The sequence below is a fragment of the Nostoc sp. CHAB 5715 genome, assembly GCF_020829685.1.
Classification (GTDB): domain Bacteria; phylum Cyanobacteriota; class Cyanobacteriia; order Cyanobacteriales; family Nostocaceae; genus Nostoc.
The window spans coordinates 1-14,570 of sequence record NZ_JAIVFR010000048.1; the positions used below are offsets into that span (position 1 = coordinate 1).

14 protein-coding genes and 1 pseudogene are annotated in these 14,570 nt (G+C 42.3%); 7 read left to right on the forward strand and 8 right to left on the reverse strand.

The window, feature by feature from the left end:
• The 4 genes from LC574_RS04490 to LC574_RS04505 all read left to right on the forward strand — a co-directional run.
• Positions 1-1,312: CHASE3 domain-containing protein (locus LC574_RS04490; protein WP_229451686.1), on the forward strand; the 1,312-nt coding region annotated here is incomplete at its 5' end.
• Positions 1,313-1,331: 19 nt separating this feature from the next.
• The gene (locus LC574_RS04495; RefSeq protein WP_229451687.1) at positions 1,332-1,760 is read left to right on the forward strand and encodes a response regulator; all 429 of its coding nucleotides are present in this window, start codon (positions 1,332-1,334) and stop codon (positions 1,758-1,760) included.
• 251 nt (positions 1,761-2,011) lie between these two features.
• A complete protein-coding gene (locus tag LC574_RS04500; RefSeq protein ID WP_229451688.1) occupies positions 2,012-3,049 on the forward strand; it encodes a sensor histidine kinase in 1,038 nt (345 codons plus the stop codon).
• 21 nt (positions 3,050-3,070) lie between these two features.
• Positions 3,071-5,545, forward strand: a complete 2,475-nt coding sequence (locus LC574_RS04505; RefSeq protein WP_229451689.1) for an EAL domain-containing protein — start codon at positions 3,071-3,073, stop codon at positions 5,543-5,545.
• Between the two features lie 524 nt (positions 5,546-6,069).
• Here the strand turns inward: LC574_RS04505 and LC574_RS04510 are convergent.
• Positions 6,070-6,561: a hypothetical protein gene (locus LC574_RS04510; protein WP_229451690.1), complete on the reverse strand. Its 492-nt coding sequence runs from the start codon at positions 6,559-6,561 to the stop codon at positions 6,070-6,072.
• A gap of 111 nt (positions 6,562-6,672) precedes the next feature.
• Here LC574_RS04510 and LC574_RS04515 point away from each other — a divergent pair, with 111 nt between their 5' ends.
• Complete coding sequence (locus LC574_RS04515; RefSeq protein WP_229451698.1) at positions 6,673-7,323, forward strand: tetratricopeptide repeat protein; 651 nt, start codon at positions 6,673-6,675, stop codon at positions 7,321-7,323.
• A 2-nt stretch (positions 7,324-7,325) separates the two neighbouring features.
• Here LC574_RS04515 and LC574_RS04520 read toward each other — a convergent pair whose 3' ends face one another.
• The 5 genes from LC574_RS04520 to LC574_RS04540 form a co-directional block, all read right to left on the reverse strand.
• Entirely contained in the window at positions 7,326-8,228 is a 903-nt protein-coding gene (locus LC574_RS04520) for an ABC transporter ATP-binding protein (protein ID WP_229451691.1), read from the reverse strand.
• Between the two features lie 165 nt (positions 8,229-8,393).
• On the reverse strand, positions 8,394-8,645 hold the full coding sequence (locus LC574_RS04525; protein ID WP_118167788.1) for a hypothetical protein: 252 nt from the start codon (positions 8,643-8,645) through the stop codon (positions 8,394-8,396).
• A 2-nt stretch (positions 8,646-8,647) separates the two neighbouring features.
• Complete coding sequence (locus LC574_RS04530) at positions 8,648-9,571, reverse strand: hypothetical protein (RefSeq protein WP_229451692.1); 924 nt, start codon at positions 9,569-9,571, stop codon at positions 8,648-8,650.
• A 164-nt stretch (positions 9,572-9,735) separates the two neighbouring features.
• Entirely contained in the window at positions 9,736-10,512 is a 777-nt protein-coding gene (locus LC574_RS04535; RefSeq protein ID WP_229451693.1) for an RNA polymerase sigma factor SigF, read from the reverse strand.
• A gap of 744 nt (positions 10,513-11,256) precedes the next feature.
• Positions 11,257-12,093 carry a photosystem II manganese-stabilizing polypeptide gene (locus LC574_RS04540; protein WP_229451694.1) on the reverse strand — a complete coding sequence of 279 codons (837 nt, stop codon included), beginning with the start codon at positions 12,091-12,093 and terminating at the stop codon, positions 11,257-11,259.
• A gap of 665 nt (positions 12,094-12,758) precedes the next feature.
• Here LC574_RS04540 and LC574_RS04545 point away from each other — a divergent pair.
• Complete coding sequence (locus LC574_RS04545; RefSeq protein WP_229451695.1) at positions 12,759-13,106, forward strand: hypothetical protein; 348 nt, start codon at positions 12,759-12,761, stop codon at positions 13,104-13,106.
• Between the two features lie 124 nt (positions 13,107-13,230).
• On the opposite strand, the pseudogene LC574_RS04550 reads toward LC574_RS04545, so the two are convergent.
• Positions 13,231-14,064 (reverse strand): annotated as a pseudogene (locus LC574_RS04550) (WD40 repeat domain-containing protein); the annotation flags it as partial.
• 68 nt (positions 14,065-14,132) lie between these two features.
• Positions 14,133-14,267 carry a hypothetical protein gene (locus LC574_RS38775; protein ID WP_368736669.1) on the reverse strand — a complete coding sequence of 45 codons (135 nt, stop codon included), beginning with the start codon at positions 14,265-14,267 and terminating at the stop codon, positions 14,133-14,135.
• On the opposite strand from LC574_RS38775, the gene LC574_RS04560 reads away from it, so the two are divergent.
• Positions 14,235-14,570: M24 family metallopeptidase (locus tag LC574_RS04560; RefSeq protein WP_368736670.1), on the forward strand; the 336-nt coding region annotated here is incomplete at its 3' end. The two genes, LC574_RS38775 and LC574_RS04560, sit on opposite strands and share 33 nt — an antisense overlap.

Here is a 14,570-nt window from a genome sequence, read left to right on the forward strand (position 1 = left end):
AGAGACTGGACAACGGGGCTATCTTCTCACGGGCAAAGAACGGTATCTAGAACCCTATCGCACTGCAACTAGCGAGATTACTCAGAAACTTAAAGCTCTGCGCCAATTGACTGCGGATAACCCCAATCAACAGGGGCGGCTCGATCGCCTTGAACCCCTGATTGCCAAAAAACTAGTTTTGATGGAACAAGCGATTAACGCCAGGAGCAAAAATTTAGAGTCGGCGCTGCAAATAGTTCAGACAGATCAGGGTCAGCAGATCATGGAGGACATCCGAATGGTTACTACAGCTATGGAGAACGAAGAGAATGAGTTGTTGAAACAGAGGTCGAGAGAGGCGAACATTAGCGCTCATCAAACAACTTTATTAACTATTTTTGGCAGCGTTATCGCTTCTGCGATCGTCGGTTTAGCAGCGATAATTACCAATCAAGAACTTGTAAAACGCAAGCGGATGGAAAATTCTCTGCAAAAAGCTCGTGATGAGTTAGAAATAGAAGTTAACAAACGGACTGCCGAACTGAGAAACACTAACGAAGAATTGCAAACTGAAATTAATGAGCGCAAAAAGGCGGAGTCAGAGATTTTGCGCTTGAACGTCCAGCTTGAGGGGCGAGTTGCAGAACGCACAGCACAACTCGAAGCCACTAATAAAGAGATGGAAGCATTTAGTTATTCTGTGTCTCACGATCTGCGGGCCCCCTTGCGGAGCATCGACGGCTTTAGCCAAGCGCTACTAGAAGATTATAGTGATAACCTCGACGCATTAGGTCAAAACTACCTCCAGCGAGTGCGTGCAGCCACCCAGCGAATGGCACAACTGATCGATGATTTACTGAATCTGTCACGGCTGACGCGCAGTGAAATGCGACGTGAGGAGGTTGATCTGAGCGCACTGGTGGAGGCGATCGCTACAGAGTTGCACAAAACACAACCAGAACGCCAAGTAGAGTTTGTCATTACACCAGGATTGGTTGCCAATGGTGATGCTCATCTGTTAAAGATCGTGCTAGAAAACCTGCTGGGTAATGCGTGGAAGTTTACAGGAAAAAATCAAAAAGCACACATAGAATTTGGGCTTTTGCAGCAAGATGACACCCATGTGTATTTTGTCCGTGATGATGGCACAGGCTTCGATATGGCCTATATTGACAAACTTTTCGGTGCTTTTCAGCGCCTGCACGCCATGACTGAGTTTGAAGGCACTGGCATCGGACTAGCTACTGTGCAGCGGATTGTCCACCGTCATGGTGGCCGTGTCTGGGCTCAAAGTGCAGTAGAGCAAGGCGCAACATTTTACTTCACCCTTTAACTATAGGAGAACATACAACATGATTTTACTTGTAGAAGATAATCCTGACGATGAAGCGCTAACCCTACGCGCACTCAAGAAAAACAATATTTTGAACGAGGTAGTGGTGGCACGCGATGGGGTGGAAGCCCTAGATTATCTCTTTGGTAAAGGTGTATACGCCGAGCGCGACATGAGCGTTATGCCGAATCTCATCCTCCTAGATTTGAAGTTGCCTAAAATGGATGGTTTGGAAGTTTTGCGAAACCTGCGGGCCGACGACAGAACAAGAATCCTTCCCGTCGTCATTCTCACCTCCTCTAAAGAGGAGCAAGACTTAATCAATGGTTACAGCTTGGGTGCTAACAGCTATGTTCGCAAACCAGTAGACTTTTCCCAATTCAGTGAAGCAGTGCGACAACTAGGGTTGTACTGGTTTGTCTTAAACGAACCACCGCCAAGGGTATAGCTTACCAAAGAAGGCAGGGGGAAAGAAGTATGAATAAAAACTTTAGTTCTGGGTCATTTCCCAGTTTAAAAGAAGAATTGCATCAAAGGTCAAGTGCCACGAGATACAAAGTGTCCATGATCAACCCCACGTTTTTAAAAGTGGGTTCCCACTGAGCCTCCTACCTCCTGCCCCCTGCCTCAAAAATATAAATGCAAAGCTGACTTTCTTAATTACGAATTACGAATTACGAATTACGAATTACGAATTACATGGGTATACCACTGCGCGTATTACTTGTTGAGGATTCAGAAGATGACGCTTTGTTGATACTGCGTGAACTGCAACGTGGTGGCTATCAAGTAACCTTTGAACGGATTGATACACCCACAGCCATGAAAGCTGCGATCGCAGATCAAACATGGGATATCGTTATCTGCGATTATTCCATGCCCACCTTTAGCGCCCCTGCTGCATTGAAGCAAGTCAAGGAAAGTGGACTTGACTTGCCATTTATTATTGTCTCAGGAACTATCGGTGAAGATACCGCAGTAGCTGCCATGAAAGCTGGTGCCCATGACTACATTATCAAAGGCAATTTAGCGCGACTTATCCCTGCTGTTGCCCGCGAGTTGCGTGAGGCACAGGTGAGACGGGAGCGCAAGCAAGCAGAGGAGCAGATTAAAGCATCGCTTCAAGAAAAAGAGGTGCTATTGAAAGAAATTCATCATCGGGTAAAAAATAATTTACAGATTATTTCTAGTCTGCTCAACCTGCAAGCAGAGTATCTTAAGGACAATCAAGCCCTTGAGGTATTCAAAGATAGCCAGAACCGGATTGAATCAATGGCTCTGATCCACGAGAAACTATATCAATCTCAAGACTTGGCAAAAATTAATTTTGCTGACTATATCCAAGATTTAGTAACTAATTTATTTTATTCATACAACGTTAATTCCAGTGCGATTAGCTTGAAAATGAACGTTGAGGAAGTTTTTCTAGTCATTGATGCAGCTATTCCTTGCGGCTTGATTATCAATGAACTTATTTCAAATTCTTTAAAATATGCCTTTCCCCAAAGAGAACCGGGAGAAATTTGTATTGAATTTTGCTCCCTAGAAGCAAATGTGTTTACACTTACTATCAGTGATAATGGTGTCGGTTTGGCCCAAGATTTTGACTTTCAAACTACAGAATCATTAGGTTTGCGATTAGTCAAAGGTCTAACACATCAGCTACAAGGCAATATCGATTTTATCAGCGATAATGGAGTAAAGTATAAAATTATATTTGCGACGAAAAGTTTATAAAAATATAAGTTTAACAAAATCATGAAGCCAATAAATATATTAGTTGTTGAAGATGAAATTATTGTAGCAATGGATATACAAAGTCGGCTAAGAAAATTTGGATACACTGTTCTTGGGCTTGCCGATTCTGGAGAAGAAGCAATTAAAAAAGCAGCAAATGATTCTCTAGATTTAGTTCTAATGGATATCCATCTTAAAGGAAAAATGGACGGTGTGGAAGCCGCTCAGATAATTCATAATATTTTTAAGGTTCCAGTAATATATCTTACTGCTAATGCAGATGAATCAACATTGAATCGAGCCAAAGAAACAGAGCCGTTTGGCTACATTCTCAAGCCTTTCAAAGAAAAGGAATTAAAGTTCACTATTGAAATTACACTTTCCAAACATCGAACGGAAAAAAAAATAAAAAAAAATGAACAATGGCTGACTGCTGTACTTAAAAGTATTGGAGATGCTGTAATTACTAGCGACGAATCTGGAACTGTAACTTTTATGAACCCTATTGCAGAGGAACTGACGGGTTGGAATTATTCAGATGCATTTGGTAAAGAAGTAACAGAAATATGCAAGATTGCTCATGAAGAAACTCGGATGAGAATTGAAAGTCCGATCAGGCAAGTCCTTCAGTCTGGCGTTACTGTCGGTCTACCAGAACAAACGATACTTATTGCTAAAAACGGTGCAGAAATCCCAATTGATGATAGCGTTGCAGCGATTAAAGATGACAACGGTAACATTACAGGTGCAGTTTGCGTTTTTCAGGATATCACTGAGCGTAAGCAGATATTGGAGGCACTAGCGCGTCGCCAGCAAGAATTCAAAGCACTAGTTGAAAATGCACCTGATATTATTTCCAGATTTAACGCTCAATTGCGCTACGTTTACGTTAATCCAGTTATTGAAAAGGTTACAGGAATATCAGCCGAAACATTTATCGGCAAAACAAACGCAGAGTTAAATTTGCCAGAAGAATTTTGTCGGATATGCGATCGCAAGCTTGGGCAAGTTTTTCAAACTAAGCAAGAAACCGAGTTTGAATGCAGTTTAGCGATCGCTCAAGAAACAAAACATTATTATACCCGTCTTGTGCCTGAATTGGCTAGCGATGGCTTGGTATATTTTGTTTTGAGTATCGCTCGCAACATTACTGCTCTAAAACTTGCAGAGGCGCAATTAATTTATGACGCTTTTCATGATATGCTAACCGGTCTGCCAAACCGCGCCTTATTTATGGAACGGCTAGAACGGGCGCTAATGCTGACAAAACGACGTGCGGATTATACATTTGCTGTTCTCTTTCTAGACCTAGATCGCTTCAAAGTTGTCAACGACAGTCTTGGCTATACAATTGGTGACCAACTACTAACTGCCCTTGCTCGCAGACTGGAGAACTGTCTGCGGGGTGGAGACACAGTTGCCCGTCTAGGGGGAGATGAGTTTACAATTTTGCTTGAGGATCTCAATAACATCAATGACGTAACTAGCGTAGTGGAGCGGATACACGAAGCTCTAACATCTGCATTCCAACTCAGCGGGTACGAGGTATTTACCACCGTCAGTATTGGCATCGCCTTTAGTAAAAGTACTTACAACCGACCGGAGGAACTGCTGCGCGATGCTGACATTGCCATGTATCGGGCTAAGGCATTCGGTAAAGCACGCCATGAGATATTTGACTCAAGCATGTACAGGCAAGTAACGAAGTTATTAGAGTTAGAGATGGATCTACGGCGGGCAATTGAACGCCAAGAGTTTCAGGTTTACTACCAGCCAATTGTGTTGTTAGAAACTTACAAAATTATTGGTTTTGAGGCTCTCGTTCGCTGGCAGCACCCGGAACAGGGATTAGTTTCTCCAGACAACTTTATTCCACTAGCAGAAGAAACTGGCTTGATTATCCCTATTGGTTATTGGGTACTGAGCGAGGCTTGTCGGCAGATGCGTGCTTGGCAAATACAATTTCCTAGTGACCCACCCTTGACAATCAGTGTAAATCTTTCTACTAAACAGTTCTCCCAACCCGGACTAATTGAGCAAATTACCCAAATTATGCAAGAGACTGGTCTGGAAGGCAATAATTTAAAGCTGGAGATTACCGAAAGCGTACTGATGGAAAATATTCAATCAGCAACTTTTATGCTCTTGCAACTGCAACAGATGAATATCCAATTACACTTAGATGATTTTGGCATAGGCTATTCATCTTTGAGTTACCTGCACCGCTTTCCAAGTAATGCCTTAAAGATTGATCGTTCTTTTGTTACTAAGATTGGTGCTAACGGAGAAAACTTGGAGATTGTTCAAGCGATCATCACCCTAGCCCAGAGTCTAAATATAGATGTAATAGCAGAGGGCGTAGAAACTATAGAGCAACTGGCACTACTTAGAGCCATGAAATGCAAGTACGCACAGGGATATTTTTTCTCCCAACCCCTGGATAGCAAGTCGATAGAGACATTAATTGCATCTGGCATTCAGCCAAGACAAGGATAGCGTTAGGGACTTGCAAGTAAAAAAATATCCCATCGCTTTTAGTGTAAAAATGGAATTGTTCTTCAAAGTTTTGGAATGGGCGAATTACAGCTATTTTCAGGTAAATAGACCACGCGGTAGGGGTTTAGCATTGCTCATTGGTGTCAACTTAACGTAAAAGCCATGTCCCGCAAGGAACTGAAGTTCCTTGCTAATAGCGAAAGTCATCTTAAGATGACTAAATATAGCCAAAAATCTTTAGTCTACTTCAGTAGACTTTAGCTATTAGCCTTGAACTTTAGTTCTAGGCGGTTGAGTCAGCCAACAGATAAGCGATTTTTAGCTTAAGTTGACACCAATGAGCATTGCTAAACCCCTACGATAGATGTGGTTCAAATACATGAAAACTGCTGTAAAATACCAGATGGTAAAGATACATTGAAAACAAAGCTTTAGTCGTTGGGCGATAAGTAGCTCAACCTTATGTAGCAGTCCTAAATCATTTGTGAACAACAAGAACCCTGGTTTCTTAAAGAAACCGGGGTTTAGGCGGGTGATTGACTTTTTTTTTCTCCTTTGGCTCGTTCGCGTGTCAAGCTATCAATAGCATCACCCAAAGCAGTAGTAAGGCTATTGCGGGTTTGAGCGTGGTTATCCTGCTCAGTTTTCAAAGCTTGCAAGAGGCGATCGCGTTCTTTGATTACAGCGATGAGTTTAGCTTGCAATTCCTCTACAGATTTTAGTTGTTCTATTTCTTGTTGGATCGCTGTTACTGGTGTTCCAGCAGTCAGTGTCTCCATCTCAAGACAAGAGAGTTTATGCAAATCTGCCTTGAGGGATGCGATCGCCTGTTGGGCCAATTGGGCATCCGTGCGCCGTTGTTCTGCTTCTGTGTTGTAAAGCTGACGCCATTTTTGGGCGCTTTCCCAAGCAGCATCGCGATCGCTCTGAAGTCCCGCCATCTGCTCTTTGAGTGTCTGGATTTCTGTCAACCACTCTTGTGTTAAAGTTATCGTTTGATTAGTATTTTCAGCCATTATTACCCTTATTCGTACTATAAAAGGACTAAAGTTACATTTTTCGTCAATCAAAAAAGCATGATGGTTTCTTTTTTCATTAGAAAAAGAGTATTACTTTGATCCTAAAGACTGACCAATCCATATTGGCATCAAAAGTTTTTTAAAGTAACACCTCAGGCTCAGGTATTAGTGGCGCAAGCCAAAAACCCAGAGTTAAAGCAACTACTAGAAGAAGGACGGAGGTTAGTGGATACGGGCGATTATGGTGCTGCGATCGCAGTTTATCAGCAAGCAGCTAGGCTAGATGCCAAAAATGCTAAAATTCATTCAGGTATTGGGTATTTATACGCTCAACAGGGAAATTACCGGGCGGCATTAACAGCTTATCGTCGTGCGATCGCCATCAACCCTAACAATAGTGATTTTTACTACGCGGTGGGTTACATTAAAGCGAATTTGGGCGACACGCGTGGGGCAAAAGAAGGCTACCGTCGGGCCATACAGCTGAACCGTAACAATGTTAACGCCTATTTAGGATTGGCTGTAACGCAATCTCGTATGGGAGACTATACTGCTGCTAGCTGGGCATACCAACAAGCAATCGACTTGGATAAGAACAACGCCCAGACTTATGAGTTAATGGGTTCCATGTATAAACAGCGCCGACAAACCAAACAAGCCAACAGCTTGCTTCAGAAAGCCCGTGACTTGTACAAGCGGCGTAATGACTCAGATGGCGTCAACAGAGTAGAAGCCATGCTGCGACAGTTAGGAGGATGAGGTTAATCTAACCGGCGTCCCGTTAATTCCACAAAAATATCTTCCAGATTAGAGGGACGCACCATCATTCCGGTTTTATCGGGCTGTTCATTCAAGTAGATATTTGCTGCTTCCAAAGATGGGAAAAACAGATATTCCCAACTACGAGCACCATCACTTCCCACATCAGACACACCTAATTGTTTCATCACCAAACCTTCACCGTGAGCAGAACGCAGCTGTTGTAAAGTTCCTAAAGAAATCAGCTTACCGCTATCCATAATACCGATGCGTCCTGGCTTGGTAGAACCAAAAGCATCGCACAAAAATTCGACCTCATCCATATAATGGGTCGTCAGTAGCATCGTCATTCCCTGCTTATTCAAATCCCGAATAATTTCCCAAAGCCGTCGTCTGGTTTGGGGGTCTAGTCCTACCGTTGGTTCATCCAAAAACAGAATTTGCGGTTGATGCAATAAAGCTCTCGCAATCTGCAACCGTCGTTTCATACCCCCAGACAGGGTTTTTACCAAATCATTACGTTTTTCTGCTAACTCAACATACTCTAGCCATTGATTAATTAGTTTTTGTCGCTGTGGGTTGCTAATGTGATGTAGCCTCCCATGCAGTTCCATATTTTCCCAAACGCTTAAATCGTTATCCACACTTACTTGCTGCAAGACTACGCCAATACTCTGTTTTGCCAGCATTGCTTGGCTCATTACATCATATCCACCTACTTCTATCCGTCCTTGGGAGGGTTTCGTTAGTGTAGTCAGCATCCGAATCGTGGTGGATTTACCCGCACCGTTCGGGCCAAGTAAAGCAAATATTTCTCCCGCTTCAATTTGGAATGACAGGTCAGTGACTACAGGTACATTGTTGTAAAACTTGTAGACATTTTCTAGAAAGACAGCAGCAGTCATAGTTATTTTGCTCCAATTAATACCTTTACCTGTATCGCTAACAGTAATTTGAGCCTGCGAGTTCTTGGTACTCTAACCGAATTTCGACCCGTTTAGTCATTTGTGAACAACAAAATTCCCGACTTATTTGAAAAATCGGGAATCTAAGGTTTCAATTTTCACAAATTAAATAGGATTCATATAGCGATTTTGATAGTAAGCCAAAATTTGGTTAACTCGTTGCCGACTTTCTGAACCAGAGTTTGCTGTCCACGAGATACACAAGCCACCAATTTGACTTTGATTGTAATCAAACTCTTGGGATGACTGGGGAATTAAATCCACTTCTACCCCTTCGACTTGATGTAAATGAGCTGCTATCTCTCTATAAACAGCTAAAGGCAAACCAGCGAATTCAATTTTTTCCTTAGTCTCCATCTTTATGAAGCTCCAACATTAAAAGGATTTGAGGGGGGCGTTGTCGCTGAAACCGGATTGCCGCTAGCAGATGCAGCTGACGGCGTTGAATTGACAGCCCCTTCCCCTACCATTTTGGCAACTTCAATACCATATTGTTCTAGAATCACGATGGGGTTGTAGCCGTGATTCATTTCAATACGTTTAACCAGTACACCATTTGCTAATTGCTGTCCCGCTTGCACATAGCGACTCGTCGGCTCATCCGGTACTTTGATAATTGCCTGTGGTTCCTTACTAATTAGAACTACACCAGTCACAACAACTGCCTTTGCTAACTCAGGTTGTGCTGGCGGTGGCAATACAGATACTAAAGCTGGGTTGGGGACAACTTGAGGCAAAACTTTAGGTAAGACTGAAATTAAAGTAGGATTGACTTTTTTAGTCAAAGTAGGATTGACTTTTTTAGTCAAAGTAGGATTGACTTTTTTAGTCAAAGTAGGATTGACTTTTTTTGGTACAGAAGCAATTGATTTTTTCTTCTGATTTAAAGCGATGCTGCGTGTTGGAAGTTTTCGGACTGCTAGCGATGCAGTAGGTAGCTTAGGCAACACGGGAACAGGTCTTACAGATGTTTTAGGCATTCCGGGAACCGTCTGCTTGAAAAGTTCTGCAAACGGGTCACTTCGATCTTTTGATAGCACAACTAACTGTACCCGCTCTGTAGCATTAGTGGATTGAATCAAATTAGCAGATGCAGGAGTAACTTTTGAAACCTCTTTGGCAGGTATCACTGGATTCTTAAAGGATTGAGCCGCTGGTGGCGACTTTGCTGCTATTTTGGGAATCGGCGTAGGATTGATCGCTTGTGGTGTATCTTCAGAAGCACATCCAGCGATCGCTAAAGTTAAAATAGCTGCAATTGTAATTTTTAAATTTCTGCCCATGAGCTGTTCTCAAAAGCCATTGGAAAATTGGAAAGTGGAAATTAACATGCCTGAAATTTGTATCAAAGGCAAAGTATGTTCCCTTTATAACCTAACTTTTTACTTTTTAAGGGTTATTTTTAGCACTGTCTACTGGGCATAACTGCGGCTTGGTGTTTATGCAATTAATCTTCTGCCACACCCATAAGCTGTTTCATCAAATCCAGACCTTTCTTAACTCTACGGGAAACTGTTACTACACTAATTCCCAGATGTTCTGCAACTTGTTTTTGTGTTAAATCCTGTAAAAACACACATTCCAACACATCGCGGGTACGTTGTTCTAGCTGAACCAATGCTTGTTGCAAGCGAAGTTGGTCTTCTTGTACTAGTTGAAAGCTGCGATAGTTAGGATCTGGAACTAATTCTCCCAAACAGGTAGAGCCTTCTTCTCCATCTTGGATTGGCACATCGAGACTCAAGGGAGCGCGATTTATCCATGCTAATTTAATTTCTTGCCATTCGTTTGGAGAAATTTCCAGTGCTGTTGCTAATTCTGAGTCTGTTGGTTGGCGATTATGCTTTTCACGCCAAGAACGTGACACTCCTATTGCTTGCTGTTGCAGTGCTAACCACTTGCGAGGAATTCGCACGGTGACACCTTTATCTCGGAGATAGTGTTGAATTTCACCCCGAATATAGGGAAGAGCATAAGAACTAAAGGCATGTCCCTTGGAAAGTTCAAATTTTTCAATCGCCCTGATTAAACCCAAACATCCAACCTGGAGCAAATCATCGTAGGTTTCATGACATTGATTCGTCCAGTAGTGAGCTTCTTTTCTCACAAGTCCAAAATTGAGTTTTACCAGCTTATTGCGAACATTTTCTGACGGAGATTGCTGATATTCTCGCAACAACTGCCAAATTTCATGTTTTAGTTCATTGGTGGTTGTGGTAGGCATAGACCTTTGTTTATTAAGTAAATCAACAATTAATTTTTCTCTTTTAAACTCGGCTGCGATCGCACGATATCAAAGATAATGTCGTGCTACATGCCTTAGTAAATTCTCTGGTAGATAACAACATTTTTCTAGAGAAAATTCTATAGACTTGCTTGACAATCGAGCAAAGTTTAAATAAGCGAAATTGGTATTTAGTTGCTTATTGATCTTCAGTATGATCTGTAGCTTTTTTTAGAACTACATAGAAATAAAATATAAAATTAGTTACCAAATATCAAACCGAGATTGTACTTAACTTTAATTAATTAATGCTGAAGCTAATTTCTATAAACAAAACAACAGTAGCTGGAATTTTGTTGGATAAGCAAAAGTTTGATTTACAGTAAAATTACGTGTTCATTAAAGCGAAATCCATCCAATAGTTAAAAACTACTAATAATTTTTAGAAAATACTACGTAAATTTACCCAAAAAAATCCAACAAAAAGCATCTCGCCCTTTGTTGTATTTAACCTTTCTCCCTTTTTGTAAAAAACGCCTAAAAAAAGGCAGGGCTGTTTCATTCTTTAAAAGCCTCTTGAAAAGCTGGGGACAAGGGAAGGAAGAATTTTTCTCTTGTCTCCCCTTGAACCTTTGTTTCTTTTCGTCGCTGTAATGCTTTTATAGGAATGAAACAGCCCTGAAAATGGGGGCAAAGAAGTTAACTTTTGTGATGAAGCCTGATGCTTATCTAACTCCAGAGAGTTTAGGCACGAGCCGGTTCAACCCGTGCAAAAAATAGACCGCGAATCTTAACTTCTTTAGGTTCACCAGCACCTAAATCAGTATCAGATGGCTGTTCGCTCTCGAAAGTACCAGCAATTTCACCACTAGAGCTATCGATTTTAGCGATTTGCAAAGAAATCTTGCCATTAAGATTTTCAGCACGCTTGACGTTAGTGCGGGTAAGTTCTTCATCATCGGCTTGGGCGGGGAGAGCCACAGCATTATCGTAGCCACTAACGACACCACGACCCTTTGGATCTAGGAAGGCAGCACCACGATAGGAAGGAACTTTGAAAGTGCCTTCAAAGTCCGTGGAGGTGTTAATACTGGTCAAACTGGGTTGAGTTTGAGCAACCAAGTTTTTGATGGTGAAGAGGAAAGGTACTCGCTCACCACCAGGAAGTTGCACAGTGATGGCTTGGAAGTCAAGACCGTCAGTTTCCACAAAGGTGAGGCTATTATCTGGGTTGATTTTTAGGTTGCCTTGCACTTGGTCAATAGTGGAAGTGTATCTGGTCAACAATTTGCCAGCAACAAATTCTGCTTGTTGGCGTTTATTAGCAGGTTCTTCTTTGATGAAGAAGCTAGTTGGTTCTAAGCAAAGTTCTTTGATGGCATAAGACTGGCTAGAATCAATGGGAATGAAGCCACGGCTTGTTTCTGCTAGTTGGGGGCATTTGTTAGCCAAGCCAGTGCCGCGAATTTGATCGTAAGTGAGTACATCTCTACCACTACTAACAGCAGGAGTATCACTACAAGCAGTTATTAACCCCAGGCACAAAGCCAAGAATGCAACAATTAAAGCGCGATACCTCATGGTCAACCTCAATCTCAAAAATTAATATCTAAGTTGTAAAACTGCATCGAAGCTTTGATTTCTGACGATAAGCCATCCTTTATCGGACACTGCGTTGCTCTTTCTTAGAGTTGAAACAAGTGTCCGGGCGTATAGGTTGGCAGTCGCCACTCAAACTTTTCTCTGCTAAACGTACTTAAACGTGTCTCTGCTTCGCACTTTGCTCTTGCATATAGCAAAAGCGGCGTCGCCCAAGTCTTTTTGTATCATGTATGTGACGCCACTACATACAGCCCATTGTTTGATGGGTAAATTAGCCAGATCATACGATTTTTTTTAACTCAAAATCCAAGAAAGTCTCATCTTGATCGCATTTAGCTGCTGTGGAGGCTATGGTAAAGGTTACTACGCTCTTTTACGAGCGATCGCAATTGCTTTGATAAAGATACAAATCTAGTTATATTCACCCCTTACTCAACGAAGAGGCAGTTCTTGCTGGGGGAAACGGAGATTCCAGAAAAAACTCATAGAACCTCGCGGGATGCGGGAAACTCAGAGGCTTTAGCTGAGTTGCTTACTTAGAAGCCTACAGAAGGTTCATTTTCTGGAAGAACGATTGGCAAACTAGGGAAAATTAAAAATCTCCGGTAAATTTGAGTTGACCTCATTTATACGGAAAGGATGGCATGAACAATAATAAAAATCTTGAATCAGGGGAGTTGTCCTGTAAACTGCAAACGATCACAACTGTGGTGTATGATGCAGTTCAAGGTTGTGAAGGCGATAGTGTAGCTCTTTTGGCAATGCTTCGGCAATTAGAGCATTTACACCGAGAGATCCGGGATGGGGTTTTTCAAGAGAGTTTGCCTGTTAACCGTCGGCAACTCTACTCACTACTGAAAGATATTGAGTCTGAGGGAGGCTGGCCTTATATTGAGCGCATGAGACTACAAGCCTTTTTAGCAAATTTGCCACAAGAGGCTCCCGCAGAAAATAATCATGAAGTTTTAGAGAGCGATCGCTCATACGGCTGATCATCTCGAAATAAATTTCTAGCTGTGAATTAACAATTTTGATCGCCTCATCAACCGCTAAACCAAGAGCGGTTGTCCATTGAGGCTTCAAGCTAATTCATAATTATTAATTCATAATTCATAATTAAAAAGGGTTTGTACTGGTTATACCATCACAAAGAAGGCGATCGCGCTTTTCAAGATTGCGGTTGTGTTTGAGGTAATCGTCCATCCAGTCGCAACCACGAACAAGTAGGTCGTCAAGATGTAAATTCCACAGAATTATCGTGTTGTCATCACTGGCTGATGCTAGGGTTTGACCATCTGGGCTAAAACTGACACTTAATACCGGAGCGCGATGCCCATTGAGACTTTTAATTAATTTGCCATCACGGCTCCAGAGTTTCACTGTACTGTCCCAACTGGCGGCGGCGAGCAATTCACCATTGGGACTGAAAGTAACGGCATTGACGCTATCACTGTACCCCTTTAATAAGGTTTTTAACAACGTCCCATCCCGTCGCCACAGTTTTACGGTGTTATCCCAGCTGGCAGAAGCCAGTAGCTCGTCAGTGGGACTAAAGCTAACGCCTAACACCCAACTGTCATGGGGCGAAAAGGTTTTGAGCAAAGTACCATCCCGTCGCCACAGTTTCACAGTTTGATCATCACTGGCGGAAGCTAAAATCTGACTATCAGGACTGAAATTTACGCTATTTACCCAACCCTGATGCCCTACTAAGGTTTTGAGCAACTTGCCTTCACGGTTCCAAAGTTTCACTGTTTTATCTTTGCTAGCTGATGCCAAAAACTCACCATCAGGGCTGAAACTTACGCTCATCACACTATCAGTATGCCCGTGGAGAGTCATGATTAAAGTACCGTCAAGCCGCCAAAGTTTCACAGTTTTGTCATAACTCCCTGAGGTCAGCATTTCACCCTTTGGGTCAAAACTGACACTAGGAATTTGATTTGTATGCAAGGGACTTGGGACAAATGACCACTAACAATCAACTGAATTATCAGTTGATCAGCAGTATTTTTGGTTCAGGGTATTTGCGGGTTAGGAATTGCTAAAAAGGCTACTTTAGCTGCGGCTTGTTCAGCAGTTTTGATCGAGCGTCCTTTACCAACTCCTAGCTTGTTTCTATAGATTGTGGTGTTTACAAAGGAGGTTATCACGCTGACAGTGCTTATACCTACATGGTAGGGGAAGTTAAAAGTGAAGTGGTGGAACTGCTCAGAGTAACTAAGCAATCCCTTTACGAAGGAATAAAGCAGGTGAAACCCGGCAACAGGATAGGTGACGTGAGTTATGCGATACAAAGTCTGACAGAAGGTCACAATTATGGTGTAGTAAGGGAGCTTGTGGGACATGGAGTCGGTAAATTTTTACATGAGGCTCCGGAAGTACCCAACTTCGGAAAGCGTGGAAACGGTCCGAGATTGCAGGCAGGAATGGTGATTGCAATTGAGCCGATGATT

Coding starts and splice junctions, on each gene's coding strand:
- LC574_RS04495 (WP_229451687.1), top strand. CDS start 1,332: ATGATTTTACTTGTAGAAGATAATCCTGACGATGAAGCGCTAACCCTA.
- LC574_RS04500 (WP_229451688.1), top strand. CDS start 2,012: ATGGGTATACCACTGCGCGTATTACTTGTTGAGGATTCAGAAGATGAC.
- LC574_RS04505 (WP_229451689.1), top strand. CDS start 3,071: ATGAAGCCAATAAATATATTAGTTGTTGAAGATGAAATTATTGTAGCA.
- LC574_RS04510 (WP_229451690.1), bottom strand. CDS start 6,561: ATGGCTGAAAATACTAATCAAACGATAACTTTAACACAAGAGTGGTTG.
- LC574_RS04520 (WP_229451691.1), bottom strand. CDS start 8,228: ATGACTGCTGCTGTCTTTCTAGAAAATGTCTACAAGTTTTACAACAAT.
- LC574_RS04525 (WP_118167788.1), bottom strand. CDS start 8,645: ATGGAGACTAAGGAAAAAATTGAATTCGCTGGTTTGCCTTTAGCTGTT.
- LC574_RS04530 (WP_229451692.1), bottom strand. CDS start 9,571: ATGGGCAGAAATTTAAAAATTACAATTGCAGCTATTTTAACTTTAGCG.
- LC574_RS04535 (WP_229451693.1), bottom strand. CDS start 10,512: ATGCCTACCACAACCACCAATGAACTAAAACATGAAATTTGGCAGTTG.
- LC574_RS04540 (WP_229451694.1), bottom strand. CDS start 12,093: ATGAGGTATCGCGCTTTAATTGTTGCATTCTTGGCTTTGTGCCTGGGG.
- LC574_RS04545 (WP_229451695.1), top strand. CDS start 12,759: ATGAACAATAATAAAAATCTTGAATCAGGGGAGTTGTCCTGTAAACTG.